Source organism: Paenibacillus doosanensis, from assembly GCF_025060755.1.
In the GTDB taxonomy this organism is placed as follows: domain Bacteria; phylum Bacillota; class Bacilli; order Paenibacillales; family NBRC-103111; genus Paenibacillus_S; species Paenibacillus_S doosanensis.
In genome coordinates this window covers 482,313-507,598 of record NZ_JANYUY010000001.1, presented here as the reverse complement: position 1 = coordinate 507,598, position 25,286 = coordinate 482,313, and the positions used below count along the sequence as shown (strand labels likewise).

General features: G+C 55.5%; 23 protein-coding genes and 1 pseudogene. 14 read left to right on the top strand and 10 right to left on the bottom strand.

What is annotated here, in order from left to right; translation table 11 throughout:
* Positions 1-261 precede the first annotated feature (261 nt).
* Together N0M98_RS02240 and N0M98_RS02235 are read left to right on the top strand one after the other, a co-directional pair.
* Positions 262-1,800: an MDR family MFS transporter gene (locus tag N0M98_RS02240; RefSeq protein ID WP_259616812.1), complete on the top strand. Its 1,539-nt coding sequence runs from the start codon at positions 262-264 to the stop codon at positions 1,798-1,800.
* A gap of 273 nt (positions 1,801-2,073) precedes the next feature.
* Positions 2,074-2,634, top strand: coding sequence for a PadR family transcriptional regulator (locus N0M98_RS02235; protein ID WP_249862046.1), 561 nt, complete (start codon positions 2,074-2,076; stop codon positions 2,632-2,634).
* On the opposite strand, the pseudogene N0M98_RS33825 reads toward N0M98_RS02235, so the two are convergent.
* Positions 2,580-3,195: pseudogene (locus N0M98_RS33825) on the bottom strand (histidine phosphatase family protein). The gene N0M98_RS02235 and the pseudogene N0M98_RS33825 overlap by 55 nt on opposite strands.
* A 19-nt stretch (positions 3,196-3,214) precedes the next feature.
* Positions 3,215-4,012, bottom strand: coding sequence for a TIGR01457 family HAD-type hydrolase (locus N0M98_RS02230; RefSeq protein ID WP_249862048.1), 798 nt, complete (start codon positions 4,010-4,012; stop codon positions 3,215-3,217).
* 310 nt (positions 4,013-4,322) lie between these two features.
* On the opposite strand from N0M98_RS02230, the gene N0M98_RS02225 reads away from it, so the two are divergent.
* From N0M98_RS02225 to N0M98_RS02210, 4 genes are all read left to right on the top strand, one after another.
* Entirely contained in the window at positions 4,323-4,814 is a 492-nt protein-coding gene (locus tag N0M98_RS02225) for a cysteine dioxygenase (protein ID WP_259616811.1), read from the top strand.
* 210 nt (positions 4,815-5,024) lie between these two features.
* Positions 5,025-5,879: an AraC family transcriptional regulator gene (locus tag N0M98_RS02220; RefSeq protein WP_249862050.1), complete on the top strand. Its 855-nt coding sequence runs from the start codon at positions 5,025-5,027 to the stop codon at positions 5,877-5,879.
* Between the two features lie 171 nt (positions 5,880-6,050).
* Entirely contained in the window at positions 6,051-10,391 is a 4,341-nt protein-coding gene (locus tag N0M98_RS02215; RefSeq protein ID WP_259616810.1) for a X2-like carbohydrate binding domain-containing protein, read from the top strand.
* A gap of 175 nt (positions 10,392-10,566) precedes the next feature.
* Entirely contained in the window at positions 10,567-11,157 is a 591-nt protein-coding gene (locus tag N0M98_RS02210; RefSeq protein ID WP_259616809.1) for a type 2 periplasmic-binding domain-containing protein, read from the top strand.
* Between the two features lie 116 nt (positions 11,158-11,273).
* Here N0M98_RS02210 and N0M98_RS02205 read toward each other — a convergent pair whose 3' ends face one another.
* Positions 11,274-12,566, bottom strand: a complete 1,293-nt coding sequence (locus N0M98_RS02205; RefSeq protein ID WP_259616808.1) for an MFS transporter — start codon at positions 12,564-12,566, stop codon at positions 11,274-11,276.
* A gap of 221 nt (positions 12,567-12,787) precedes the next feature.
* On the opposite strand from N0M98_RS02205, the gene N0M98_RS02200 reads away from it, so the two are divergent.
* The 3 genes from N0M98_RS02200 to N0M98_RS02190 all read left to right on the top strand — a co-directional run bounded on the left by N0M98_RS02200 (position 12,788) and on the right by N0M98_RS02190 (position 15,069).
* Complete coding sequence (locus tag N0M98_RS02200; RefSeq protein WP_249862056.1) at positions 12,788-13,747, top strand: acetylxylan esterase; 960 nt, start codon at positions 12,788-12,790, stop codon at positions 13,745-13,747.
* Between the two features lie 141 nt (positions 13,748-13,888).
* Complete coding sequence (locus N0M98_RS02195) at positions 13,889-14,371, top strand: CcdC family protein (RefSeq protein ID WP_259616807.1); 483 nt, start codon at positions 13,889-13,891, stop codon at positions 14,369-14,371.
* A 230-nt stretch (positions 14,372-14,601) separates the two neighbouring features.
* Positions 14,602-15,069 (top strand): zinc ribbon domain-containing protein, encoded by a 468-nt coding sequence (locus N0M98_RS02190; protein ID WP_249862058.1) that lies wholly within the window; start codon positions 14,602-14,604, stop codon positions 15,067-15,069.
* A 53-nt stretch (positions 15,070-15,122) separates the two neighbouring features.
* Here the strand turns inward: N0M98_RS02190 and N0M98_RS02185 are convergent, their stop codons facing one another.
* The 5 genes from N0M98_RS02185 to N0M98_RS02165 form a co-directional block, all read right to left on the bottom strand.
* A complete protein-coding gene (locus tag N0M98_RS02185; RefSeq protein WP_249862059.1) occupies positions 15,123-15,494 on the bottom strand; it encodes a c-type cytochrome in 372 nt (123 codons plus the stop codon).
* Positions 15,491-15,694 (bottom strand): twin-arginine translocase TatA/TatE family subunit, encoded by a 204-nt coding sequence (gene tatA, locus N0M98_RS02180; protein WP_249862060.1) that lies wholly within the window; start codon positions 15,692-15,694, stop codon positions 15,491-15,493. Before tatA ends, N0M98_RS02185 begins: the two co-directional genes overlap by 4 nt.
* A 101-nt stretch (positions 15,695-15,795) precedes the next feature.
* Complete coding sequence (gene tatC / locus N0M98_RS02175) at positions 15,796-16,533, bottom strand: twin-arginine translocase subunit TatC (RefSeq protein WP_249862061.1); 738 nt, start codon at positions 16,531-16,533, stop codon at positions 15,796-15,798.
* 14 nt (positions 16,534-16,547) lie between these two features.
* Positions 16,548-18,269 carry a GMC family oxidoreductase gene (locus N0M98_RS02170; protein WP_249862062.1) on the bottom strand — a complete coding sequence of 574 codons (1,722 nt, stop codon included), beginning with the start codon at positions 18,267-18,269 and terminating at the stop codon, positions 16,548-16,550.
* Positions 18,270-18,287: 18 nt separating this feature from the next.
* Positions 18,288-19,055, bottom strand: a complete 768-nt coding sequence (locus tag N0M98_RS02165) for a gluconate 2-dehydrogenase subunit 3 family protein (protein WP_249862063.1) — start codon at positions 19,053-19,055, stop codon at positions 18,288-18,290.
* A 351-nt stretch (positions 19,056-19,406) separates the two neighbouring features.
* On the opposite strand from N0M98_RS02165, the gene N0M98_RS02160 reads away from it, so the two are divergent.
* From N0M98_RS02160 to N0M98_RS02140, 5 genes are all read left to right on the top strand, one after another.
* Positions 19,407-20,423, top strand: coding sequence for an ABC transporter ATP-binding protein (locus N0M98_RS02160; protein WP_259616806.1), 1,017 nt, complete (start codon positions 19,407-19,409; stop codon positions 20,421-20,423).
* Entirely contained in the window at positions 20,414-21,310 is an 897-nt protein-coding gene (locus N0M98_RS02155; protein WP_259616805.1) for an ABC transporter permease, read from the top strand. Before N0M98_RS02160 ends, N0M98_RS02155 begins: the two co-directional genes overlap by 10 nt.
* Positions 21,311-21,326: 16 nt before the next feature.
* Entirely contained in the window at positions 21,327-22,124 is a 798-nt protein-coding gene (locus N0M98_RS02150; RefSeq protein ID WP_259616804.1) for an ABC transporter permease, read from the top strand.
* A 128-nt stretch (positions 22,125-22,252) separates the two neighbouring features.
* Positions 22,253-22,711, top strand: a complete 459-nt coding sequence (locus N0M98_RS02145) for a chemotaxis protein CheX (protein WP_249862067.1) — start codon at positions 22,253-22,255, stop codon at positions 22,709-22,711.
* A gap of 86 nt (positions 22,712-22,797) precedes the next feature.
* Positions 22,798-23,571, top strand: coding sequence for an SDR family NAD(P)-dependent oxidoreductase (locus N0M98_RS02140; protein WP_249862068.1), 774 nt, complete (start codon positions 22,798-22,800; stop codon positions 23,569-23,571).
* 168 nt (positions 23,572-23,739) lie between these two features.
* On the opposite strand, the gene N0M98_RS02135 is transcribed toward N0M98_RS02140, so the two are convergent.
* On the bottom strand, positions 23,740-24,258 hold the full coding sequence (locus N0M98_RS02135; protein ID WP_259616803.1) for a pentapeptide repeat-containing protein: 519 nt from the start codon (positions 24,256-24,258) through the stop codon (positions 23,740-23,742).
* Between the two features lie 18 nt (positions 24,259-24,276).
* Positions 24,277-25,278: a hypothetical protein gene (locus N0M98_RS02130; RefSeq protein WP_259616802.1), complete on the bottom strand. Its 1,002-nt coding sequence runs from the start codon at positions 25,276-25,278 to the stop codon at positions 24,277-24,279.
* Positions 25,279-25,286: the final 8 nt, after the last annotated feature.

Sequence of the window (25,286 nt, the reverse complement as noted above, 5' to 3'; positions counted from 1 at the left end):
GGATCCTCCTCTCCAAAAAGGGGCTAAACTACTGCGAGATTAGCATCATCAAAATAGATTTAATTTATCAGCTTTACAAAAAATATAAATTCCTTTTCTTGAAATATATTTTCATTATATGACACTTGATGCCGGGGATCAAACGAAAAGTAGTTTGGCACTAAAATAGTTTATTGTGTAAATAAATAAGTTACTTGATTAATACTCAAATTTGAATATAATAATTTAGTGTAATCAAACTTGAGGGAATGAGGGGAAATTATGCCGCCTAAGAAATCCAACGTCCGTTGGACGATTGCCGGTCTTATGCTCGGGCTGTTGCTTGCAGCGCTGGACCAAACTATAGTATCCACCGCCATGCCGACGATCGTCGGCAAGCTGGGAGGACTCGATCAATTCGTATGGGTGTTCTCCGCCTATCTGATCGCCAATGTCGTATCGATGCCGATCTTCGGCAAATTATCGGATATGTACGGCCGAAAATTATTTTTCCTGCTTGGGCTGGCCGTATTCATGATCGGCTCCGCCTTGTGCGGCATGTCGACCACGATGTTCGAGCTTATCGTGTACCGCGCCATTCAGGGGATCGGGGGCGGTGCGCTGATGCCGATCACCTTCGCCATCGTCTTCGACTTGTTTCCGCCGGAGAAGCGGGGCAAGATGCAGGGGCTGTTCGGCGCCGTATTCGGCATCTCCAGCGTGCTCGGACCGCTGGCGGGAGCTTATTTTACAGACAATGTCGACTGGACGTGGATCTTTTATATTAATCTGCCGCTCGGAGTCATTTCCTTCGCTCTCATCGCGCTGTTCTATCATCCGGTACTGGCGACGAATCGCAATCAAAAAATCGATTGGCTCGGCACGGTCACGTTCGCCGCTTCGATTTTATGCCTGATGTTCGCGCTGGAGCTGGGCGGCAAGGAATTCGCCTGGAACTCGCTGCAAAGCTACGGGCTGTTCGCCGGCTTTGTTCTGCTGTTCCTGCTGTTCCTGCTGGTTGAATCGCGGGTCGCCTCACCCGTCGTGCCGCTGCATCTGTTCCGCAACAAGCTGTTCAGCGCCAGCATGGCAACATGCCTGCTCTACGGCGCCATCATGATCGCCGCCGCTTCGTATATTCCCCTGTTTATCCAAGGAGTATTCGAAGGCTCGGCTACGAGCGCCGGCCAGGTGCTCACGCCGATGATGCTCGCCGTCGTTGTGAGCAGCACGCTCGGCGGCCGTTTTATCGGCAAAACGAGCTACCGCAACATTATGCTCGTCTCCGCCGTACTGCTCATTATTGCGACTTCTTTGCTGAGCACGGTATCGGTTGAAACGCCTAGGTGGTCTATCACGATGTATATGATTTTCATGGGTCTGGGCATCGGGATGTCGTTCCCGGTTACCTCCATGTCGTCTCTGCATAACGTCAGCCCGCAGCTGAGGGGGATCGTCACCTCGCTCGTCAGCTTTTTCCGTTCGATCGGCTCGGCTATCGGCGTTACCGTGCTCGGGGCTGTGCAGGCGGGCGCTTTGAAGTCGAAGCTTGCCGAGCTGATGCCGAATTCGGGGCTCGCCGCGAAGCCGATCGATCCGCAGGCGCTGCTGCAGCCGCAAGTGCGGGCATCGATCCCGGGTCCCGAGTTGCAGAATATGATTGCGGGTTTGGCCGATTCGATCGCTTTTGTATTTCTATGCGCCATCTTTATGGCGGTGGCAGGGTTTCTTTTCATCCTTCTGATGGGCAAAGCGAAGATGGAAATCCCGTCCCGCAGCCAGCAGGGCCTGCGCAAGGAGCAGGCCGCTTCCGAGGTCTAAAAGGGCGGTGAAAAACGCGGACTTCGCGTGCGAAAGCATCTTCCGATCGCTCTTGTCCCCGGATTTCTTGAAGGGTTAACCCATGAAACGGATTCTCTCCGTAGAAAAACGAAAAAACAATCCCAAAAATCCGTTTTCGACAGCGATTGGAGGATCAAATGGACGCCGCAGCGGACTTTTTCACCGCCCTTCTAAAGAGCAGGTTAATGCCTGACGGTTGTCGAACTCAACATAGAGCAGTCATTTATTGTTTTGACAAGAGGGTGAACGACCATGTCGATGAAATTGGTTATTCTCGGATTGCTGATGGAGGGAGATTCCCATCCGTATGAAATCCGGCAAATGATGAAGGTGCGGGAACTGCATCATTATATTAAAATACAGGACGGCTCGTTGTATTACGCGATCGATCAGCTGCGCAAGGATGAATGCATCGAAGCGGTCGAAGTCGTTAAGGACAGTAATCGTCCGGATAAAACGATATATCGAATTACCGGCAAAGGGAAGGAACTCTTTCAGGAGCTGCTTCTGTGCCAGCTTGAAGAGCGCAAGCAAATTTACGATCCGATGGCGACCGCCCTCGTGTTTGCGCAGTACGGGGATCAGGATGAGATTTATGCGATTTTGGCCAAAAAGGTCGAGGAGCAACAAACGAAAGTACAGCAAATGCGGGACATCTACGAGGAGCATATCCCCAAAGTGCCGCGGGGGGTGCTGCATCTGATGATGAGCGCCTACGAGCACGGTTTGACGCAGCTGCGCAGTTTGGAGCGGCTGGCTCAAGACGCCAAGGAAGGGCGTCTGAGAGAGCGGGGAACGCCGATCGACGAATGACGAAAACCCGGAACTACGCTGGCTGAACAAGCTGCGCAGTTTCGGGTTTTTTTGTTCTCGCCCGGCGGCAATCCGACACAGTGGCGGAAGAAGGCGCGTATCGGGCCGCCGTGGGTTACCATCGCGACGCTTCCGCCGGGAGAGAGAGGCGATCCGGCTTACTTCCTTCACGATGCGATGATGCAGGTCGACGAACGACTCGCCGCCCGGGCAGCGGAAGTACGGATCGCGGCGGCTTGCCCGCCAGCCGTCGGGATCGGCCGCCAGGCAGTCGGCGTAGCTGATGCCGGTCCAGCGGCCGCGGTCGATTTCGCGCAGCGCCGCAGACGTCGCAAGCGAGCCGCCGCCGGACCGCCGCCCGGCTATGATCTGCGCGGTCTGAACGGCGCGCGGCAGGTCCGAGCAGTACAAGGCGTCGATCGCCCAGACGCTGAGTCGTTCCGCCAAACGCTCCGCCTGGCGGACGCCTGCTTCGGAGAGGGCATTGTTCATATGCCCTTGAAATACCGGCTCGCGGTTCGCCGCCGTCTCGCCGTGGCGAATCAAGATCACTCGCGTCATCGTCGTGTGAACCTCCTCCTTACGCGCGGCCCGGCTGCTGCGACAGCTTGTCCGCAAGCTCGGCCAAGCTGTCGCAGACGAGCTCAGGCTGCACGCCTGCGCCGAGCTGCTCCTGCTCCAGCGTCGCGCGGGTAATCAGCCCGGTCAGCACGAGCGCTGTCCGGCAATGCGCGGCGACGCCGCCGCGGATGTCCGTCCGCAAGTTGTCGCCGACGACCCAGATCTGCTCCGCCGGCAGGCCGAGCTTGCGGATGGCGTAGTTCATAATGATCGGCGACGGTTTGCCGATCACGACAGGCTCGGTCTGGCTCGCCCGTTCGATGGCGGCGCCGATCGAGCCCGCGCCGGGGCGCAGCTCGTGGTTCCACGGGAGCAGATGGTCCGGATTCGTCAGCACGAAGCCGGCTCCCGCCCGGATGAGGCTAACCGCCTGCGCCAGCTTCTCGTAGTTGAAGCTGCGGTCGATGCCCTGCACGACGAAGTCGACGGGGCCTTCCGTCACGATCGAAAACCCGGCTTCCAGCATAGCGCGTTCGAGCCCCGTTTCGCCGATCATGTATACCTTGCTCCCTGTGCCCTGCTCCTTCATATACATTGCGGCCGCCTGCGAAGTGGTCAGCACTTCCTCCGGTTCGGCTTCGATTCCGACTTTGCCGAGATGCTCGGCCACCTGCTCGGGCGTGCGCGATGAATTGTTTGTGACATACAAATACGGATATCGCTGCTTCTTCAGCCATTGAATGAATTCGGCCGCGCCGGGAATCGGCCGGTCTCCATGGTATAACGTTCCGTCCAAATCGAGTAGAAAACCGGGCATGTTTATTGTCCTCCTTGATTTCGCTTAAGCTCGGGATATGAATAGAGAACATTGTAGCAAATGGAGAACGGTTCTGGCTAGGGCATAGCGGGAACGGAAGCTTGCTGGAGCAAAATATTGTCAATGGGGCGGTAAAATCCGGCTTGCTCTTATTTCCGATTGTGAACATTTTTTGCAGCGGACAAGCGCCGTTTTTTTTATGGACAAGCACTCCTTACCCTCCGCTCGAATATTTGTATAGAAGTTCAGTTGAATATAAGTTTTATTTATGCAAATCCATAGAAAACTTTATTAACGGAGGTAAGGCAGCATGAAACTACTTGAATCCATTGAGCAAGCGTTTCGCAATATGACCGACCCGTCCCCCTATGATTTGCGGCAGGCGATACAGCAGTTGGAGCTGAAGGAAGAGGAGGTGTCTTCGTATGTCGCGGAGCCTTCGTATTTGCCTTACGGGCGCAAGGTGTTATTTCAATCCGAAGTCGTCGAAGTCATCCTGATTCATCTGCCTGTAGGGAGAGAGACGATGATTCACGATCACGGGGCTTCGAGAGGATGCGCTTATGTCGTGGAGGGTGAATTGACCAACAAAATTTACGAACTCGGTGCGGAAGGCTATGTTGACGAGAGCGGCGAGAGCGTCGTGAAGCAAGGGCAATTTCTGTACGCGCCGGAAGGAATGATTCATCAAATGTGCAATACGGGGACGAGACGGGTCGTTTCTGTACATGCCTACACTCCGGCTATGAGCAATACGAAGGTGTATCATACGTACGAGCAGGTGCTCGATTACGTTATATAACCCGGTTACTCGGGATGGACTGCCTCGGGCTTATGCGGCCCGGGGCTTATTTTTTTGCCACAAGCGGTTTCTTATGCAGGCGGAAGGGGAAGCTTCGGCGCGAATCGAACATGTAAGAGAAAGAAAACGTTTGAAGGAAGCGACAGGAGAACGGGAGGTGACCGGTGCCGCGCATGCCGTTTAAGGCCAACGAATAAAGGGGAGTGGGAGATGGAACAAGATCAATCGCAATTATTGAATCATCAGCTGTCCCGGCTGCGGGTCAAGCTGCTCTTTGCCAAGCTGTCGGTCTGCAGCCCCGAATGGAGGCGCTCCGCCTACCTTCCTTCGTACAACCAAATGTATTACATCATGGAGGGAGAAGGCTCGCTTCGACTGGACGGCAAGCAGTACCGGCCGAAGCCCGGCGAGCTCTGGTTTTTGCCAGGAGGGGTGGAGCAGGCGTATTCCGCCGCGGATGGCATTCCCTATACGATGTACTGGTGCCACTTTCGCGCTAACGTCAGCTTTATGAGGCTTTTCCAATGGTTCGGGCTTCCTTATGCCGTACCGGTTGCCGCAGAGGATATCCGGCAGCTGCAAAGCGGCTTCCGCGAGCTGGCCGACCGCCGCACCGGCACGGGACCTGCGACAACGCTGCAAGTTCAAGCGGCGCTGTTCACCCTGATCGGTTTCTTCATAGACCGCGCCGTCATGCTCCTGCGCCGCGATCCGCCTCCCGTCGCCATAGGGAAACTGCTGGATTGTCTTCAATACATCGAAGCCCGCCTCGCGCAGGATCTGACCGTGGAGCAGTTGTCGCAGCACGCGCATTTTCACCCGAATTATTTTATTCGGATGTTCAAGCGCTATATGGGCCTTCCTCCGATGCGTTACATTCATGAACGCCGAATGGAGAATGCGCAGCAGCTGCTGGCGTCGACGGAGCTGCAGATCGGAGAGGTGGCGCAAAGATCGGGATTCGGCGACGGCTCGTACTTCTCGGCGGCCTTCAAGAAGAGCACGGGACTGTCTCCGACCGATTACCGACATTTGCACGGAGGGGCCGGGAAGATGAATCCGTGATACCCTCAGCCTGCTGAAGCGCGTACTTGGTCGTCATCTCTGCGAGAAGTTAGTTTTACAACAAGTTTGGTTAGGCTGCTCTATTCCGGCTCGTCTTGAAAGCGCTGTATGATGGTGAGGGAATAAATGGGGATATACCCAAATACAGTGTGAAGGCGAGGCAGGCTCATAATGGAGAGTAAGGTCGGTTTCATGAAAGCGGTGATAGCTTGCATGGTGCTGGGCGCAAGCTGGCTGTCCGCAGGGAAGGGGGCGGCGGCAGACGAACGCCAGGCTTCCGTTGAATGGTTTGTAGCCGTAGACGGAAGCGATGCCGGCGACGGCTCGATTCAGCATCCGTTTGCGACTCTGGAGCGGGCGAGAGATGCGATCCGGGAGATGAAGAGCGGAGGCGCTCTGCCTGCCGGTGGCGTCACCGTACAGCTGAGAGGAGGAGAATACCGTATCGATCGTACGTTCCAGCTCGACGGCCGGGATTCGGGGGAAGCGGACGCTCCCATCGTGTACAAGGCCTATAACGGGGAAAAGGTAACGCTCTCGGGAGGCGATGCGCTGGACGCTTCCTTGTTCGAGCCGGTGACGGACCCGGCGGTTCGGGCCCGAATTCCGCAGGAAGCCGCGGATAAGGTGCGGCAGGTGGATCTGAAGGCGCTCGGCATCAGCGACTACGGAACGCTCGGCAACTATTTGGCCGTAGCCCCGGAGCTGTTCGTGGACGGCAATGTGATGACGCTGGCGCGCTGGCCGAACGAAGGGTTCACTACGGTAAACCAGGTCGTATATGCCGGCAATTCGTCGCAAGGCACAGGCTACACGTTCACGTACGATGACGGCGGACTGCGGCCTTGGAGCAGCGCGAACGATACGTGGGCGCTCGGATATTGGGGGAACGACTGGTTCACCAACGATTTGCAGATCAAATCGATCGATCAGGCGACGAAGACGATAGAGACGTATAATACGTCCAGCTACGCGATGAAAGCGGGACAGCGGTTTTATTTCTACAACATATTGGAAGAGCTGGACGCTCCCGGCGAATGGTATTTGGACCGCGCGGACGGAATGCTCTATCTGTATCCTCCGGCTCCCTTGGCAAGCTCGCGCGTGCAGCTGTCGCTGTTCGACCAAAATATGATCGCGATGAACGGAGCGTCGAACATCGTATTCAGCGGGCTTGCGCTGGAAGTAAGCCGAGGCAATGCGATCGATATGACCGGGGGGGACAATAACCGGATCGAATACTGCGAGATCAGTAAAATGGGCGGCTATGCCGTCAAAATTAACGGCGGAAGCAATAACGGCGTGTACGCCTCCAGCATCTACAGCATGGGCAACGGCGGCGTGTCGCTGAACGGCGGCGATGTCGCGACGCTGACGCCGGCAGGCAACTATGCCGACAACAACGATATTTTCAATTATTCCAGAATCAAATTGACGTATACCTCCGCGGTCGAGCTGAACGGCGTCGGCAACCGGGCGACGCATAATAAGCTGCATAACGCGCCGCATTTTGCAATTCAATTCAGAGGGAACGACCATGTCATCGAATACAATGAAATTTACGATGTAGTCAAAGAAACCGCGGACGCCTCGGCGATCTACTCAGGCCGAAGCTTCGTGTGGCGCGGCAACGTCATCCGCTACAACTACTTCCATGATATTGTCGCGAGCGATCTTCGCGTTTCGACGGCGGCGATCTACCTGGACGATTATATGAGCGGCGTGGAGATGCGCGGCAACGTCTTCTACAATATCGGCAAGCAGGCGTTCAAGCTGGCCAACGGCCGGGAAAATATTGTGGAGAACAATATCGTGATCGACACGGGCTCTTCGATTGCTTTTATGAACCGCGGCTATAAACCTGGAGAGAAAAATTACGAATCGCTGATGAGCAAATTCGATCAGGTGCCTTATCAGAGCGACATATGGAGCGAGCGCTATCCGACGCTGCCGGACATTCTAAGCGACGAGCCGCTGCTGCCCAAGCGCAATGTCGTCCGCAACAACGCCATCGTGAACAGCGGACCGATTACTGGGGACAGCCGGAACATGGAGCTCGGCACGTTCGAAAACAACGTAACGTTCGGAAGCAAGGACGATCTGGGGTTTGAAGATGCGGCCAACGGCAATTTTCAGCTGAAGGAGGACTCGATTCTCTATTCGCGCATCCCCGGGTTCCAGCCGATCCCCTTTTCCGAAATCGGGGTGAAGGCCCCCGGATTGCCTCCGGCTCAATCGATCTTAGCGGTCCGCTCCGTGCTTTATCCGGTGAACGGAGGCAGCCTGACCGTCGGTATGGGACTTAACGGAAACACGCTGACATCGATCCGGGACGACAGCGGTTTGCTGGTGCAAGGAACCGATTATGTGGTTCAGGGGACGTCGGTTTTGTTCCCAAAAACATATTTAAGCAAGCTGGAGCTCGGCTATCATAGTTTGACGTTCTCCTTCAGCGCCGGCAACCGCGCGTTCTTGAACATTCGCGTCACGCCTCCGGCCAGCTCGCAGCTCGGCGCTTCTACGCTTAACTATGCGCAGCATTCGGGCGACAGCACGATCTCCGTGAATTTAAACGGCAATACGCTCGCATCCGTGCGCGATGAAACGAGAATGCTCGTCCCCGGTATCGATTACGTGAACAACGGGACGTCGGTCACGCTGAAGAGCGCCTATTTGTCCACGCTTGAGCTGGGATCTTATACCCTTACGTTTACCTTTAGCGGCGGAGACGACGCCGTGCTGGCCCTGAATGTCGCGCAGGAGAGCTTCACGCTTAATAAAACGTATTTGGCGTCGTCCGAATGGAGCAAGGATTATACTGCGTCCAAAGCGTTTGACGGGAGCGGCTCGACCCGTTGGTCCGCGGAGAAGGGCAAGGTGACCGATCAATTTTTGACGGTCGACTTCGGAGATTCCATCACGTTCAATCAGGCGGTTATTAAGGAAAGCTCTTACCAGCGGGTGGACTCCTATGTGCTTCAATATTCGGAGGACGGCGTCAATTACGTGGATATTCCGGGCACGGCGGGAACTTCGATCGGAGCCGAAAAGAAAATCGACTTCGCCCCTGTAACCGGACAATATTTCAGACTTTGGATGTTTTCTACCAAAAAGGAGTCGGGAGTCAGCAAGGAGCCGACGATCAATGAGATCGAGGTTTATTATACGGCTTCGGATGCGTTTCTTTCGCCGGATCGCGCCGTTTTCGATAAACATCCCGCTTTACAGCGCGATATCGACGTGACGGTCCGGGGGAACGGAAATCCATTGAAGGCGATACGGCTGGGGGATACCGCATTGACTGAATCCCGGGATTACTCGGTTACGGATTCCGCTTACGGCAATGAGGTGCGGCTGTACAAAACCTTTTTATCCGCGCTGCCGGTCGGAGAGAGCAGGCTGGTCTTCGAGCTCAGCGGGGGGCGGAATGAGGGCTTTACGGTAGAAGTGAAGCAGACGGAGACGCAGCCTCCGCAGCTGACAGTTCCGCCCGATCTGACGGTCGAGGCGGCGGGAGAAAGAACGGCGGTGAATATCGGCGCGGCCGCCGCGCCGGGAGCGGTATCGATCGTAAACGACGCCCCCGCAGATTTTCCGCTGGGAGTGACGCTCGTTCATTGGACGGCTATCGACGCGTACGGTGCGGCTGCAGCGGGAGTGCAGACTATTACGATAGTCGATACGACGCCTCCCGTCATTAGCGGAGCGCCTGCGGCTGAGCCCAATGCCAACGGCTGGTACCGCACCGATGTGACGGTGCATTTTACGGCGGCCGACAGCGGCTCCGGCTTGGCCTCGGTTTCTCCCGATCGGACGATTTCCTCCGAAGGGATCGATCAGTCGGTGACCGGAACGGCCGTGGATCGGGCGGGGAACGAGGCGACGGCGACGGTTGGCGGAATTCGCATCGACAAGACGAAACCGGCGGTCGACATTCGCTTGGAGCCTTCCTATACGACGGGTCAGACGATGACGGTGACGTATTCCGTTTACGACGACTTGTCGGGTGCGGACGGCGTCAGCGCCGCATTGAACGGCAAGCCGGTCAAGAACGGGCAGACCGCTCGGCTGTCGTCCATGGCGGGAGATAACGTGCTGACGGTGACGGCGTCGGATAAAGCGGGCAATCAGACGGTACAGGAGGCGCATTTCCAGGTTGCGGTTGAAGCGCAGGTGGAGCTGATTCCCCCGATACTGATTGTCAAGGCTCCGGGAGTTTTGGATTCCGTCGGCGCGTGGATTCAGCTTCCCCGGGGATACGACGCCAAGGCTATCGACAAGAGCAGCGTCCGGCTGCTCGTTAACGGCAAATCCGTCCATCCCGAGCCGAGCCGCTGGGAATTTGAGGAGCGGGGCCGCGAGCGTCTGAGCCTGGCGCTGGTCCGTTTCGACAGGCAGCAGGTGATCGCGGCCGCCGGCCCGGCTGCCGGCAGCGTGAAAGTGACCGTCATCGGCAGCCTGCGCGACGGCACGCTTTTCCAGGGCAGCGGCACGCTGAGGATTGTACGTTAAAAGCCGTTAAGCTTTAAACCGTTCAGAGTTAGGCCCGGCGGGAAAGTGAAGAGGCTGCATCGGCATTTCCGGCCGGTGCGGCTTTTTTTTATTCGGCAAAAACCGTCTGGAAATTTGTGGTATGATAAAAGATAAACTTTGCTTGAGCTGATGAAAAAAATGAAGGAGGATATGTATGAGCGACATGCTGAGAATGGCTTTGCCGAAGGACAGCTGCGATGCGGCGGCCGGCTTGCTGCGGAAGGCGGGAATCGAACTGCCCGAAGAGCTGAGCGCTTCGCGGAAATATTTGTTTCAGGCTGAGGGGCTGGAGTGGATACTCGTCAAACCGGCGGATGTTCCGCTGCTCGTCGAAACCGGCGCCGCGGATCTCGGCATTACCGGCAAACATCTTATCGCCGAAGCGGCGAAAAAGTCGGTGGAACTGCTCGACCTGGGGACGAACCGTCTCGCGCTGTCGCTGTTCGGGCCGGAAAATGCGCTTCACCGTCCGGATCTCGTTGTCGCGACCAAGTTTCCGCGTATCGCGTCGAGCTACTTTTTGAGCCGCGGCTTTGCCGTAAGGACGACGCCTGTTATGGAAGAGCTGCAGGCATTTTCCGATGTAACGCTGGATGCCGAGCCGGGTTATCGTCTGCGCGGGAACAGACCGCCGATCGGTACGGTCATGCAGGCAAGCGATAGGCTCATTGCCGGCCGCGGCAGCTTTGTTTGGAAGAGGCAGGCCGTGGAGGCGCTGTACGCCCGGCTTGAGAAGGTGCTATAGCTTAAAGCGCAGACTTCCGGAAGCGAAAAAAAAGAACGTCCGACCTTTGCGGTCATGACGTTCCAAGCGAATCGGTGAACCGGATCGGGCGGATGCAGCTGGAAAGAGCGCCCTTCTCACCGGAGGGCAGACTTCTTCTGTCCGAGTTTGCGGCTGCGCAGCATATAGACGATGTAAGTGATCAGGTACAGCACGAACATAATGGCGGAAAACCGGTACATGACAGCGTAGTTCGTCGCCGCTGCGATAGGACCGAGAAGCAATGCGCCGAGACCTATTCCGAGATCGAACGCGGAGAAGAAGGTGGCATTGGCGGCGCCGCGCCGTTCCGGAGCGGCACGCTGGATGATCCAGGCCTGCAGGGAGGGCTGGATTGCGCCGAAGCCGGTTCCGTAGAAGGCGGCCGCCGCTATCAGCAGAGCGGTACTGGAGGCGTAGGACAGCAGGATCAGGCCGATCAGACTAAAGACGGCGCCGGGAGCGAGCACCCATACATGACCGCGACGGTCGAAAATTTTACCGGATATCGGCCGGATCAAAAACAGCATGATGGCGTTGACCGAGAAAAACCAGCCGACATTGGCGATACCCTGCTCTTTCCCGAACAAAGTGATGAAGCTGACGATGCCGCCGTAGGTGACGGCAATAAGCAGCACCAGCAGCGAAGGAAACAAGGCTTGTTTATCCACCAGCCGCGACAGCAGCGCTCCTTGCTTCGAGGCTTGCGCAGACGGTCCGGAAGGAGCGGAAGAGGCGGAAGCAGAGCGGGCTTCCCCGGCGGCGGCTCTGCCGCTCCGACCGGCGAACAGAGACACGAGCAGGGACAACAATGTCAAAATAAACGATACGGCGAACAGAACGGTGAAGCTGAACGTATTAATAATGGCGATTCCGGTCATCGGTCCGAGCGCCATAGCGAGGGTGGACGCCAAGCCGAAGTATCCCATTCCCTCGCCGCGGCGCGAAGCGGGAATCATGTGAGAAGCCATTGTTCCGTAAGTCGTCGTTGAAATTCCCCACCCGAACCCGTGCACGATCCGCAGCACGTAGATGGCTCCTACGGCGGAAGCGGCTATGTAGCTGCCGATGGCTGCCAGCGTGACGACCGATCCGACGATGAGAATAAGCCGGCCGGACATCAAATCCAGCGCCGCGCCGGAAAAAGGACGGATGAGAAGCGCCGCAAAGGTAAGAATGAAGATAACCATACCGACGGCGGAATTATCTCCGCCGAGTTGTGTGACATAAGCGGGGATCGTAGGCAGCAGCATTTGGAAGCCGAAGAACAGCAGCAGGTTGCCGAGGGCCAGCACGATAAAACTGCGGGTCCACAAAGGCTCCTTCAGCGGCTTGCTTGAGGCGGCGTCCGGTGGTGTTTCCACGCTCCGGTCGGCCAGCGATTGGGTCATTTTAACAATTCCTCCTTCGTCATTTCTTGACGATCAGTGCGTCATTGACGATTTTTATAACATTCTAAATATATATGTATATTAACTGAATTATACTCTGAAAATCGGAATTGTAAATAAAAGATTTGGCAAAACATTGGCGGATGGAGTATTCTCTTGATTGGAAGCGCTTTGATCTTTAAAGACGAATACCGGCAAGCGATGAAGGAGGACGATCTTCCATGCACTATATTGATAAAAAGCTAGAGGAGCTGTATGCAACCCAAGCGGACCGCACGGCGCCGGACGATCTGGACGCATTCTGGGAGGCAACGCTCGCCGAATATGATGCGAAGCCGTTGAATGACCGGCGGGAGAAAGTGCGGACGGAGGCGCCTTATATCGACGCCTACGAAGTGACCTATAACGGTTTTGATGCGACGCCGATTAAAGGCTGGTACCTGCTTCCGGGCTTTCCGGCGAAGCAGGATAAGCTTCCGTGCGTGATCTCGTTTCACGGCTATACCGGGAGCCGCGGCATCCCGGAGCAGCATGCGGCTTGGCTGCTGGCCGGCTTCGCGGTATTCGCCGTCGATGTGCGCGGTCAAGGAGGCGAGACCGGAAATCTTCTGCCGCAGCATTACGGCATGACCCGCGGCTGGATTACACAGGGCATTCTGGAGCCGCAGAAGAGCTACTACCGCGCAGTCGCCGTCGATGCGCTCAAAGCGCTGGAATGGGCTTCGCTCCAGCCCGAAGTCGACGCCTCGCAGATCGTCGTCTGCGGCGAAAGCCAAGGAGGAGGGCTGGCATTACTGACCGGGGCGCTCAGCGGCAAGCCGGCCAAGATCATCGCCGATATCCCGAATTTATGCTACATGGATTACGGTCTGTTCCATTCCACCGGCTCGCTGAAGGAGGCGGCCGATTTCGTCGCCGCCCATCCGGACAAGCTGGAGCAAGTGCTGCGGACGTTCAGCTATTTTGACATGGTGAACCTGGCTGACCGCCTTCGCGCGCCGGTGCTGATGTCCGTCGGGCTGAAGGATACCGTCTGCACGCCCGAAACGATCTTTGCGGTATACAATCGGATTCAAACGGAGAAGGCATTGAAAGTATTCCCGTTTAACGGACATTTTACGAGCCGCGATCATATCCGGACTCGCATCCGGTTTATCCGCGAGGATCATTTCCGGCTGTAGCGCCCAGCGTATGGCAACCGGCATGATCTAATAACAAAAGTTCCAGCAGGGCGCACTTACATAGGACGCGGATTTTCGTTATAATAAAAGTATTGAAAAAAATCTTCGTCCAGTGACGACACAACTCGGGGTGGTTACGCCATGCATATAGCTAATCCGCAGATGACCGTTACGATTGGGGCGGCGGCCGCCGCCTGTATGGCCATGGTAGTAAGGATGCGCGCTTCCAACAAGCCGGTGAATCCCAGAAAGCTGCTGATCCCGCCCTTTGCCATGAGCACGGGCTTTTTGATGTTCGTTTTCCCGATAACCCGGATTCCGCTGGAATGGGCGCTTACGGCTTTTTTGGTCGGAGCGTTTATCTTTTCCTATCCGCTGATTCGGACTTCACAGATGGAGACAAGGGATGGAGAAATTTATCTCAAACGCTCCAAAGCGTTCGTGTTCATTTTGGCCGGACTGCTGCTGGTGCGCATAGCATTGCGGCAGCTGATCGAACAATACGTATCGCTTCCGCAGACCGGTGCGATTTTCTTTCTCGTTGCCTTCGGCATGCTGCTTCCGTGGCGGCTCGCCATGTACGCCCAATACCGCAAAATCCAGCTCCGCGCGGAAGCGCGGTAGACCGGATCTACGAATTTGCAAACATAGCTTTCTTCCCAAGGCGCGAAACGTTTTATTCGCACCGGGGAGGAAGCTTTTTTGCATATCGGGCTAACTCGCCGCGGCAGCGTCCCCGGCCGGTACGTCCGGTGCCAACGGGCATTATTTTTCGGCTCAAGAGGGGGAATGCGGGCGGCCTTTCCCGACATATGATGACTAAGAGCAGTATTACTTAAGGGGAGGCTTGGCCGATGTCTTTTTTTGATAAAATGAAGCAGGGAGCGTCCGAAGCGGCCAAAAAAGCACAGCAAACGGTGGAGGCTACGAGACTGAGAGCGCATATTTCAGCGAAAGAAAAAGAAATGGAGAAAGCGTACGCGCTGATCGGCGAAGCCGTCTACGGCGCCTACGCGTCCGGCAATTGGAAGCGGCCGGAAAAGGAGGTAAACGCGTACTGCGAACACATCACGTATATTCGCCAGGATATACAAGCGCTCGAAGCGAAGCTGAAGGAAGCCAAAAACGAGAAGCTGTGTCGCTGCGGCAGAGTGGTATCGCGCGATGTGAAGTTTTGCTCGGTTTGCGGATTTCAATTCGAGGATGTCGTCTTTGTCGCGGAAAAAGAGACCGAGGAACCGATTCAGGTCATGTGCCGCGCGTGCCGGAGCTACAATGAAGTGGGAGCCAAGTTTTGCGGGCATTGCGGCGTCGTTCTCTAGGACGCACGAATAAGGATGGCGCGAGCGCCATCCTTATCGTTTTTTGCAACGGCTTATTTCTTGGCTGCCAGCCAGTCGGCCAAGCCTTGGATTTCCGTGTCTTTCAGCTGCGTCTTGAACGCGGGCATGCCGCCGCCTCCGGCTCCGATCTTGGCGGCGATCTGATCCTTGCTCAGCTTGCCGCCGACCTTCGTCAAGTTCGGGCCTGTCTTGCCTTCGAGATTGCCTCCGTGACAGGCGATGCAGTTTTGCTTGTACAGCGCATCCGCGTCGACCGCTGCGGTACCGCCGCCTCCGGCTGTCGTTCCTCCGGAAGGCGCCGTTGAAGGGCTTGGCGTCGGCGCCGTTTCATTCTTTGTGCCGCAGGCGGCCAAGCCGGCGATGATCATAACGGTCAGCAGAAAGATCGTCCATTTCAGCTTCATCTTAGTTCCTCCATGATTGACTTGGGTTCTTCTTTTTTGTCGGCTGCGGTATCGTCTACCATGCCGCGGGTCGAATTGCGGAATTCGCGCAGCGTGTCGCCGAACGCCCGTCCGAGCTGCGGCAGCTTGGCCGGCCCGAATACGATCAGAGCTATGATCAGAATGATAACCAGCCCCGATACTCCGATATTGTTGAACATGAGTGTTCCCTCCTTTGGGAAAGTTGAAACATCGTCAGCGGTCGCCTTTACAGACGGATTTTCCCAGCTTCGTCGCAGGATACGACTCAATCACCACACTTTTAGGTCAGCTGTTCTCGAGGCTTCGCCGCCAATTTCCGGTAATATTGTCCCGACACGACGACGCTCAGCTCGAACAGCAAAATCAACGGGATGGTGACGGACAAATGCGACACGAAATCAGGCGGGGAAATGCATGATCCGGTAATCGCCAGCCCCAAATACGCATACTTTCTTACTTGCTTCAGCCTCTCCGGGGTCAGCACGCCGATCCGGGTTAAGAACAGCACGACGACCGGCATTTCGAAGGCGACGGCAAGCGGGAAAATAATGTTGAACATGAAGGAGAAGTACCGGTCTATACCGTATGTTTCCACGGCGCCGATGCTTTGATTCATCTTCTTCATAAATTGGACCATCATCGGAAAAACAACGTAATAGCTGAAGGCGACCCCCGATACGAAGAGGAATAAAGAAGCGGGAATGTAGGCGAACGTTTCCTTTGCTTCGGATTCCGTCAAACCGGGGCGCACAAAAGCCCATACATGATACAAAAGGAGAGGCAATGTGGCGAACATCGCGAAGATGAACGCGCATTTCATGTAAATGAACAGTCCGTCCGTAAAGGAGAACACGTTCCATTCGATGTGAACCGCTGCAGGCTGGGACCGGATGTACCGCAAAATGGCGGGGGCTATGTACAGCCCCGTTCCCATAGCAAGCACGAACCAGGCAATAACGATAATCAGCCGTTTTCTTATTTCGGCCAGATGCCCGACAAGCTCTTCACTCGCTTCCATGCATTAACACCTCGCTATACTAGAGACCCCGGCGTTTTCAAATATTTCAGAATCCCTTCCGCCGCGCGGTATGACAGCGCCCCGACAGTCGCCGTAGGGTTGTAGCCGCTGTTATGGGCGAAGGCGGAGGCTCCTATGACGAATACGTTATCTGCATCCCACATTTGCAAATAGGTATTGACGACCGAAGTGCTCGGGTCCGACCCCATGACGACTCCTCCGGTGTTATGAGTCGATTGGTAAGGGATGATATTATAGTTTTTCAATTCGGCATTCGTCTGCTGCTTCGACGGTTTCATTTCTTTCATAATTTCGTCCGCTTTGGAGGCGATGAATTTCACCAGCTCGCGGTCCTGGTCCTCGAAATCGTAAGTAATGCGCAGCAGCGGCATGCCGTAGACGTCTTTATACGTCGGATCAAGATCCAGGTAATGATGCCGCCACGGCATATTGGACCCTTGACCGCTGACGGAGAGAACGCGGTTCGCGTATTTGATCGACGCCTGCTTGAAGTCCTTGCCCCAGGCCGGGGTGCCTTTCGGCGTGGAATTGTTGTCGATCGGCCGGTTGCCCGCCTGCGAGATGCGAATGCCGGCTCCGTGAATGAAGTTCAGGCTGCCGTGGTCGAAATTGTCTCCGTTGAAATCGTCGATCTCCATCCCGAGCGCGCCTGCTCCGGCGTACAGGTTGAACTCCTGATCGTCGTAAAAGCCGACCGAGGAAGCGCCGTTTACCTGATACGCATAGTTTCGTCCGACGACCCCGGTCCCGCTCTTCGGATCGTAAGGCTTGCCCAGCTTGGAATTCAGCAGCAGCCGGACGTTATTGAACACATAGCTGGTCAGAATGACTACGTCCGCGGGCTGCTCGAATTCTTCGCCCGTAATCGTGTTGACATAGACGACGCCGGTCGCTTTCTTGCCGTCGTTCAATATTTTCGTCACGTTGGATTCGGTCCGAATCTCCAGATTGCCCGTCTGCTGCGCTACCGGGATGACGGTAACGACCGGATCGGCCTTGGCTCCGTATTCGCAGCCGAACCGTTCGCAGAATGCGCAGTATTGACAGGCGGCGCGGGCGATGCCGTCCGGGTTCGTATACTGCGTGGACAGATTGCCGGATGGCATCATATAAGGGTGATAGCCGAGTTTTTTGGTCGCTTCTTCGAACATCGTGAAGCTCGGCGTTTTTTTCATCGCGGGCGTGGGGAACGGATTCGACCGTTTGCCCACCATCGGGTTCTGTTCGGGCTCGCCGGAGATGCCGGCCATTTTCTCGAATTTATCGAAGTACGGCTCCAGCTCGTCGTAAGTGATGCCCCAGTCCTGGATGGTCATCCCTTCGGGAATTTTTTTCGCTCCGTACCGTTCGACGGTTTTGGAATAAATCTGGAAATCGTAAGGGAGAAAACGGAAATATTGGCCGTTCCAGTGAATCCCGGCCCCGCCGAGACCTTCTCCTAACAGGAATGAACCGTACGAGCGCATAGGAAGCGCAGTAAGCTTTTCCGTATTGCGGAACGTGACGGTTTCCTTGGACAGATCCTGCATCAAGCCGTAGCGGCGGGCATAACGCAGCTCATCGTGCACCATGTAATAATCTTCCGTTTTTCTCGCTTTGCCGCGCTCTAGCGCGACGACCTTATGGCCGGCTTTGGTCAGCTCTGCGGCAATGACGCCGCCAGTCCAGCCCAAACCTACAATGACTACCGGTACCTTCGGCAAAGTTGTAGCCATGAACTCATTCCCTCCTCTCTAGTGGCTCAAATGGTCGCGCAAGCTTTGCGGTTCCATTTTGACGAATTCTTTTTTGTCGACGACATCCAAATAGCTCATCTGGTTGCCCGGATAATTTTTCATTTTCCAGCCTCCCATGTTCTTGTTGCCGCCGTACAGCGGGTCGGCGTAGACGCCTTCCGTCGTAAAGCTGATCAGCGTCTTGAAGAAGGCTTGGCCCGTCGTTCCGTACAAGCTGATGTCGGCGCCGTTCTCTAATGCTTTCAATACTTCGTCCTGCTCCGCCTCGGCCAAATCCAGAAACGATTTTTTATATTTTTGCTGGCTCAAATTTTGAATGGCCTGCAAGCCCATCGTAAACAGCTCATGCCGTTTTACGCTGGGATAGTCGCCTTGCGTCGTTTCGCCTTTCTGGAACGGCCCCATCATATAATCTTGGGCGTTAATCCCCCACTGGCCTGCCAGCTGATGGTCGATGAAGTAAGCGACGCCGAGCTCCTTGGCTCCCGGCCCAAGGTCGTCCTTGGGAAAAATCCGTTCGGTCGCCGCTTCCGTAATCCGGAATTGTTCCTGATTAAAGAACATGAGCGCCTGATTGTAGTCGGCCGCTTCGGGCTGCGCCTCGTTTGGCTGCTTGGCAGGCTCGGCAGGCTTGCCTCCCAGGCTTTTGCCGATGACGCCGCCCACCACGCCGCCTACGACGACGCCGCCGATGGCCGCACCCGAATATTTTAAAAATTTGCGCCTTGAATCACTTTGAGGCTGATTATCACGATGTTCCGGCACAAAAGCTCCTCCTTACGTTTCAAATGGTGTGCAATACATGGATGATTTACCTTTAATGAAGTTAGTTTTCCTATCTTTTGAAGTTTTATTCGATACAAAAAAGTTTTTGGAAAACCATTTTGAAACGGATTGTCAGCTTTATATCGGTGTGGTAATATATAACAATTAAGTGGGAGGGCTTCTAGGGATCCGACGGCGCCAAGCCGGTTCGAACCAAGCGAAGCCGAACGTCCGGCGGAGAGGCCGGCGTTAACACCGTAGGGATAAAAGACCTCGTGCAAGTTCCGCCGATTGCCGGCGAAACGAAAGCGGGGTCTTTTCTGCTTTACTGGAGGAAAGGAGAATGTGCCGATGAAGGCGATCAAGGTGGAAGCTTTAACGAAACGGTTTGCGGTGAAGCAAAAAGGAGTCGGTCTAAGCGGCAGTCTGCGATCGCTGCTTAGACCTAAGTATGAGGAGAAAACCGCCGTGCACGGGATCGATTTGACGGTGGAGCAGGGGGAGATCGTCGCGTTTCTCGGACCGAACGGAGCGGGCAAGTCGACGACGATCAAGATGCTGACGGGCATTCTTCATCCATCGGGCGGAATGGCCGAGGTGCTCGGGTATTGCCCCTGGAAGGAGCGCAGCCGGCTGGCTTATCATATCGGCTCGGTGTTCGGGCAAAAATCGCAGCTCTGGTACCATCTTCCTCCCAGCGATTCGTTCGAGCTGATGAGCCGCATTTACGAACTGAACCGCAGCGATTATTTCGTCCGCAGGGATGAGCTGGTCCGCCGCTTTGAGCTGGAGCCTTACCTGCATATCCCGGTCCGCAAGCTGTCGCTCGGGGAACGGATGCGCTGCGAGATTGCGGCGGCGCTCTTGCATAGCCCGAAGATCGTATTTCTCGACGAACCTACGATCGGTCTGGACGTGATCGTGAAGCATAAAATTCGCGAGCTGATTTTGCAGATGAACCGGGAGGAAGGCACGACGATCTTCCTGACCTCCCACGATGCCGGAGACATCGAGCAGCTCTGTAAGCGGGCGGTCGTCATCAATTACGGCCGAGTGATTCTGGATGATCGGGTGGAGAGGATGAAGCGGAAGCTGCTTACATCGAAGACGATTCGCCTGAAGCTTCAGGAAGAAGGGCCGCCGTTTCAATTTCCCGGCGTCGAGGTGCTGGCGCAGGGGCGGATGGAGATGCTGCTCTTTGTCGATACGGCGCAGGCTAGTATTGAACAGGTACTGGCGCAGATCGTCAGCAAATACCGGGTGATCGACGTTACGATCGAGGACCCGCCTATGGAGGAGATCATCACGCATATATATGCCCGCGGCGGGCATGTCGGGAAGCAAGAGGAGGGGGCTGCATGCGTATAGCAGACTCGGAGAAGAGCGGCAAGGCCCGCGTGGGAGCGGCGCTTCAACTGGGCGCAGACGGGGAGAGGCCGGTCTCGCCGCCATCGACGGCGGGCGGCAAAATCATGAAATACGCGGCTATCGGGAGGGTGACGCTGCGCAATCATTTTGCCTATGTGTATGATTTTCTAATACGTTCGATCTTCCTTATTACGATCATGTACATTTTCATTCAATTATGGCGAGTGACCTATCAGGGGGAAGGGAGCCGGCTCATTGAGGGATACAGCTACGATCAAATTATTTGGTACATTTTGTTTGCCGAAGCGTTGACGACAGCGTTCCCGAGCTTGGCGACGCGCATCGAGGATGAGGTCAAAAACGGCGATGTCGGCTATAAGCTGACCCGCCCGCTGAGCTACATCGGCTATCATTACGTGGGCTATGTCAGCGAGGTGCTTGTACGGCTGCTCGTCAATCTGTGCATCGGCGGTTTGCTCGGTATCGCGATGTTCGGCTTGCCGCATTTCGGATGGGGCTGGGCGGGCTTTGCGGTTGTGGCGATCGGCTCGGTGACGGTCAATTACCTGCTGAATATGGCTTTGGCGCTTTGCGCTTTCTGGGTGGAAGAAACGCGCGGGTTGGAGTTCGTCTATCACAAGCTGCTGTTCACGATAGGGGGCATGCTGATGCCGCTTGAGTTGTTCCCGCAAATGCTGCAGGACGTATGCCGCTGGCTGCCCTTCCAAACCGTGCTTTACTTTCCGGCAAAAACGGCGGTGCGATGGGACGATGTTTCGCTCGTTCCGATGCTTTTGACCCAGGGAGTTTGGATCGCGCTGCTCGCCGGACTGGTTATGCTCATCTACGGTATGGGAATAAGGAAGGTGAATGTCAATGGCGGCTAAGGAAGGAGCGCGTCCCATGGGAGGTAAACTGCGCGGTCTGCTCTTGTTCGTATGGACCTGCTGGAAGCTGAATTTGGCCGGAGCGATGGAATTCAGGATGAGCTTTCTGCTTACGGCCGGTATGATGGTCGTTAACAATGCCGTGTGGATTTTATTCTGGGGGCTGTACTTTCAGCGATTTCAGGTGGTGCAAGGATGGACGTTTCGCGATGTGGCGATGATGTGGGCGGTAAGCGCCGGCGGCTTCGGTTTGTCGGCGGTGCTGTTCGGCAATGCTTATCGTCTCGCTTCGCTCGTTGCCGCGGGGCAGCTGGATATTTATCTGGCGCAGCCGAAACCGGTGCTGCTGCATATTCTGATCAGCCGGATGTCGGTTTCCGCGATCGGCGATATCTTGTTCTCGCTCATTCTGTTCGCGCTGTTCGGCGATCTGACGCCGGCCGGGATACTGAAGTTTGCGCTGGCCCTGCTGCTCGCGATGCTGATTTTTCTATTCTTCGTCGTGGCGGCGCAGACGCTCGCGTTCTATATCGGCAGCGCGGAGGGGATCGGACAACAGCTGTTCAACGGTTTGCTGGCCTTCTCGACGTATCCTACGGGGATTTTTACCGGGCTCGGCAAGCTGCTTCTGTTCACCGTCATACCGGCCGGATTTATCAGCTACTTGCCGATCGGGCTGCTCCGCAGCGTCGAACCGCTGTTTCTTGCGGAAGCCGCCGGCATTGCGCTCCTGCTGACGGCAGGCGGCAGCGCCTTTTTTTACATTGGGCTAAGGAGATACAGTTCAGGCAATATGATGGGGCTTCGAATGTGAGTCTAAATAACTATTTTCATAAGGGGGGTTACAAAAACATATACTTATTGGAGAAAATTAGGTATAATGAATGATATTATAGACCTATGGATCTTACGTGATTTTGTCGTAAAGGAGACCGCCACCTCATGAAGGCAGAATATATCAATCCCTTTTTGGAATCTGCAAGAATCGTTATCGAGCAAGTCGCCAGCATACGACCTTCGACCGGGCAGCTTGGGATAAAAGACGTAAAGTTCGTAGAGAAATACATCTGGATTCAAATCGGCATGACCGGACAGATGGAAGGGGACATCGTATTCGGATTGCATGAAGAGGTCGCCTTGAAGGTAGTCTCCGCTATGATGGGCGGGTTCGCCATCACCGAGATGGATGAGATGAGCAAGAGCGCCATTTCCGAGCTTGGCAACATGATCAGCGGCAATGCGAGCACGATGCTGTACAATCAGGGAGTGAAGGTGGACATTACGCCGCCGAAGCTGCTGCATTCCGCGAACTCGGCAGGTTTTTTGCCGAAGAAGGCTTTGACGATTCCGCTCATTATGGAAGGAATCGGCGAGCTGGACATTCAAGTTTTGATCGTTTAATCGAATCGATTACAATAGAAGCGGGGAGCCTTGCGGAGATGCCGAGGGCGAACCGCTTTTTTTCATGCCGATGGAGGTGTCATACTATGTTTCAAGGGAAAATTGCCGTCATTACCGGGGCTTCCAGCGGAATCGGGGCGGTAATGGCGAGGAAGCTGTCGCTGCAAGGGGCGGTTCCCGTGCTGATGGCGCGCAGCGAAGACAAACTGCAGCAAGTAGCGGCCGGTTTAAACGGACCTTGCGGAACGCATCCTTTGGACGTCACGTCGGCCGCGCAGGTGACGCAGACGATGCAGCGGGTGATCGAACAGTATGGGCGCATCGATATTTTAATCAATAACGCCGGCTACGGGGTGTTCGAACGGTTCGTGGACACGCCGCTGGAGGAGTTCGAGAGCATGATGGACGTGAACTATATGGGAACCGTCCGCTGCACGAAGGCGGTGCTGCCCCATATGCTCCAGTCGGGAAGCGGCCATATCGTCAATATCGCTTCCATGGCCGGCAAGATCGGATCGGCCAAATCGACCGGTTATACGGCGACCAAGCATGCCGTCCTCGGCTTCACCAACTCATTGCGCCAGGAACTGGTCGGAACCGGCGTATACTTAAGCGCAATCAATCCGGGGCCGATCGATACGCCCTTCTTCGACAAGGCCGATCCGAGCGGCAACTATGTCCGGAACGTCAAATGGTTCATGCTGAAGCCGGAGCGGGTGGCCGATAAAGTGCTGCGGTCGATAGCCAGGCGCATCCCGGAGGTCGATATGCCGTTTACCGCCGGCCTCGGCGTCAAGCTGTTTCAGCTGTTTCCGCGCGCCTTCGATAAGGTGGCTTATAAGGTGCTGAATAAGAAATAGGCGCATACGCCAAACCGCCGAACGGCTTGATCCTATAATACCAACCCGCCCCTGTTCAAAGAGGCGGGTTGAGTTTTCATTATGAGAAGGGCGCTGCTTCTATTTCTGCATGGCGTCCTGTTAAGGCAACGGACGGCCGGAAAACCGTTCCGCCTGCATCAAGGTAAGCTACTCGATACCGCTGCCGCCCCGTGCCTGCCTGTAGGCGGCAAGCAGCTGCTCGACGGGAATTCCGTCGATCGTCATGTCTTTCATACTGCACCCGCGGACAGATACGCCGTCCAGCCGGCAATCGGAGAGCGTACTGCCATTCAAATCACAGTTCTCGAACCGAAGCGGACGCTGCGATTTGCCTTCTTCATAAGCGGGGTGCCCCTCCGGCGGCAGACCGATATTATGAATATACGCTCCTCCGAGCTGGGCGTTGCAGATCTCCAGGTCGCTCAAATTGGCATCGTTAATGCGGGTTCCGCTAAAATTAATGTCGTTGAAGCGGGCTCCGTGCAAATCGGCGCATTGAAAAGACAGCTTCGGCAACGCGACCATTTGAAAGCTTACCCGCTCCGCATAACCGTTCCGGAACTCGGAACCGGAGAAATTCGAATCATTCAGCAGGATTTGCTGAATCGGTTCTTTTTTGCCGCTAATGACAATGGTTTCTGTCGGGGATTCATGGGATGGTTTCATTCGGATTCACCGCTTTCTTTATTTGTCGAGAGCTAAGAGCAAGGACGCCATGCGTTCGAGGACAAGCACGGCCTGCTCTTCGGCCGATTGGGCCTCTTCTAATCGTTCGATCGCCCGCATCGACTCCGAAGGGTCATTGGGACTGCCTCCTTGAGGAAAAGGGAACATCGTATGCATAACTTTCAATGATTCCGCGACTCGGGCATAATGCCTTTCGGCTTCGGAGGCCGCCTGCCGGATAGCTTGCTCCAGCTCGTCGTCCGCGTTCCACACTTGCTGCAGCCGCTTCATGAAGGCGGCTGCATAGAGCCGGGCGTCATACACGAGGACCGTATTGTAAGCATTGCCGAATTCGCTTACGGCGCGGGAGGAGAACGCTTGCTTCCAGCCGTCATAAGCAGCAAGACCGTTCATGTAAGGGGGCAGTTCATGCTGATGCTCTCTTTGTCTGGCATGACGAATCGCCATGGCGAGCGCGCCGCGAAGAGCCGACGTTTTATCGAAGGGGCGGGCTTCCTCCAGGCTCATGACGAACAGCTCGGAGATTTCGCCCCGTCCCAGCTTCTCATACGGCAGCGTCCCTCCGTCCTTCATCTTCGGATCTTTGGCATGAAGCAGCTTCTTGTCGTCGTCGTAGCCGTACAGAAGACCGAATTCAGGAATGAACAAGTCCCAGCCTATGACGGGAATTCCCTTATCAAGGCTCGCCTGAATCAGATTCAGACCGCGAGTCAGCTCCTCCGCTGTAGGGGGCGCGAGATTGGCGGAGCGCACGGAGGCCGTTCGAAAGCCGAGATTGCCAAGCCCTTCCGCAAAAAACGGTCCCCACGGATAACCCGTGGGTCCTGCCACATCAACGTTCCGGGGATGAATGTTAATGCGAAAAGCGTGCCCCGTGTAGCCCATTACGTCTATCAGGTCCAGTTCATGGCAGCCGGTAAACCGGATAGCTCCATACATGGCTACGGCGGCGGATGTCCATGAATTTTGATGCGCAATGCAAGCTGCGATTTCTTCCAAGAGAAGCT

What these genes read in the sequence shown, in the direction of transcription:
- N0M98_RS02240 (WP_259616812.1), top strand. Translation starts at nt 262, where the DNA reads ATGCCGCCTAAGAAATCCAACGTCCGTTGGACGATTGCCGGTCTTATG.
- N0M98_RS02235 (WP_249862046.1), top strand. Translation starts at nt 2,074, where the DNA reads ATGTCGATGAAATTGGTTATTCTCGGATTGCTGATGGAGGGAGATTCC.
- N0M98_RS02230 (WP_249862048.1), bottom strand. Translation starts at nt 4,012, where the DNA reads ATGCCCGGTTTTCTACTCGATTTGGACGGAACGTTATACCATGGAGAC.
- N0M98_RS02225 (WP_259616811.1), top strand. Translation starts at nt 4,323, where the DNA reads ATGAAACTACTTGAATCCATTGAGCAAGCGTTTCGCAATATGACCGAC.
- N0M98_RS02220 (WP_249862050.1), top strand. Translation starts at nt 5,025, where the DNA reads ATGGAACAAGATCAATCGCAATTATTGAATCATCAGCTGTCCCGGCTG.
- N0M98_RS02215 (WP_259616810.1), top strand. Translation starts at nt 6,051, where the DNA reads ATGGAGAGTAAGGTCGGTTTCATGAAAGCGGTGATAGCTTGCATGGTG.
- N0M98_RS02210 (WP_259616809.1), top strand. Translation starts at nt 10,567, where the DNA reads ATGAGCGACATGCTGAGAATGGCTTTGCCGAAGGACAGCTGCGATGCG.
- N0M98_RS02205 (WP_259616808.1), bottom strand. Translation starts at nt 12,566, where the DNA reads ATGACCCAATCGCTGGCCGACCGGAGCGTGGAAACACCACCGGACGCC.
- N0M98_RS02200 (WP_249862056.1), top strand. Translation starts at nt 12,788, where the DNA reads ATGCACTATATTGATAAAAAGCTAGAGGAGCTGTATGCAACCCAAGCG.
- N0M98_RS02195 (WP_259616807.1), top strand. Translation starts at nt 13,889, where the DNA reads ATGCATATAGCTAATCCGCAGATGACCGTTACGATTGGGGCGGCGGCC.
- N0M98_RS02190 (WP_249862058.1), top strand. Translation starts at nt 14,602, where the DNA reads ATGTCTTTTTTTGATAAAATGAAGCAGGGAGCGTCCGAAGCGGCCAAA.
- N0M98_RS02185 (WP_249862059.1), bottom strand. Translation starts at nt 15,494, where the DNA reads ATGAAGCTGAAATGGACGATCTTTCTGCTGACCGTTATGATCATCGCC.
- tatA (WP_249862060.1), bottom strand. Translation starts at nt 15,694, where the DNA reads ATGTTCAACAATATCGGAGTATCGGGGCTGGTTATCATTCTGATCATA.
- tatC (WP_249862061.1), bottom strand. Translation starts at nt 16,533, where the DNA reads ATGGAAGCGAGTGAAGAGCTTGTCGGGCATCTGGCCGAAATAAGAAAA.
- N0M98_RS02170 (WP_249862062.1), bottom strand. Translation starts at nt 18,269, where the DNA reads ATGGCTACAACTTTGCCGAAGGTACCGGTAGTCATTGTAGGTTTGGGC.
- N0M98_RS02160 (WP_259616806.1), top strand. Translation starts at nt 19,407, where the DNA reads ATGAAGGCGATCAAGGTGGAAGCTTTAACGAAACGGTTTGCGGTGAAG.
- N0M98_RS02155 (WP_259616805.1), top strand. Translation starts at nt 20,414, where the DNA reads ATGCGTATAGCAGACTCGGAGAAGAGCGGCAAGGCCCGCGTGGGAGCG.
- N0M98_RS02150 (WP_259616804.1), top strand. Translation starts at nt 21,327, where the DNA reads ATGGGAGGTAAACTGCGCGGTCTGCTCTTGTTCGTATGGACCTGCTGG.
- N0M98_RS02145 (WP_249862067.1), top strand. Translation starts at nt 22,253, where the DNA reads ATGAAGGCAGAATATATCAATCCCTTTTTGGAATCTGCAAGAATCGTT.
- N0M98_RS02140 (WP_249862068.1), top strand. Translation starts at nt 22,798, where the DNA reads ATGTTTCAAGGGAAAATTGCCGTCATTACCGGGGCTTCCAGCGGAATC.
- N0M98_RS02135 (WP_259616803.1), bottom strand. Translation starts at nt 24,258, where the DNA reads ATGAAACCATCCCATGAATCCCCGACAGAAACCATTGTCATTAGCGGC.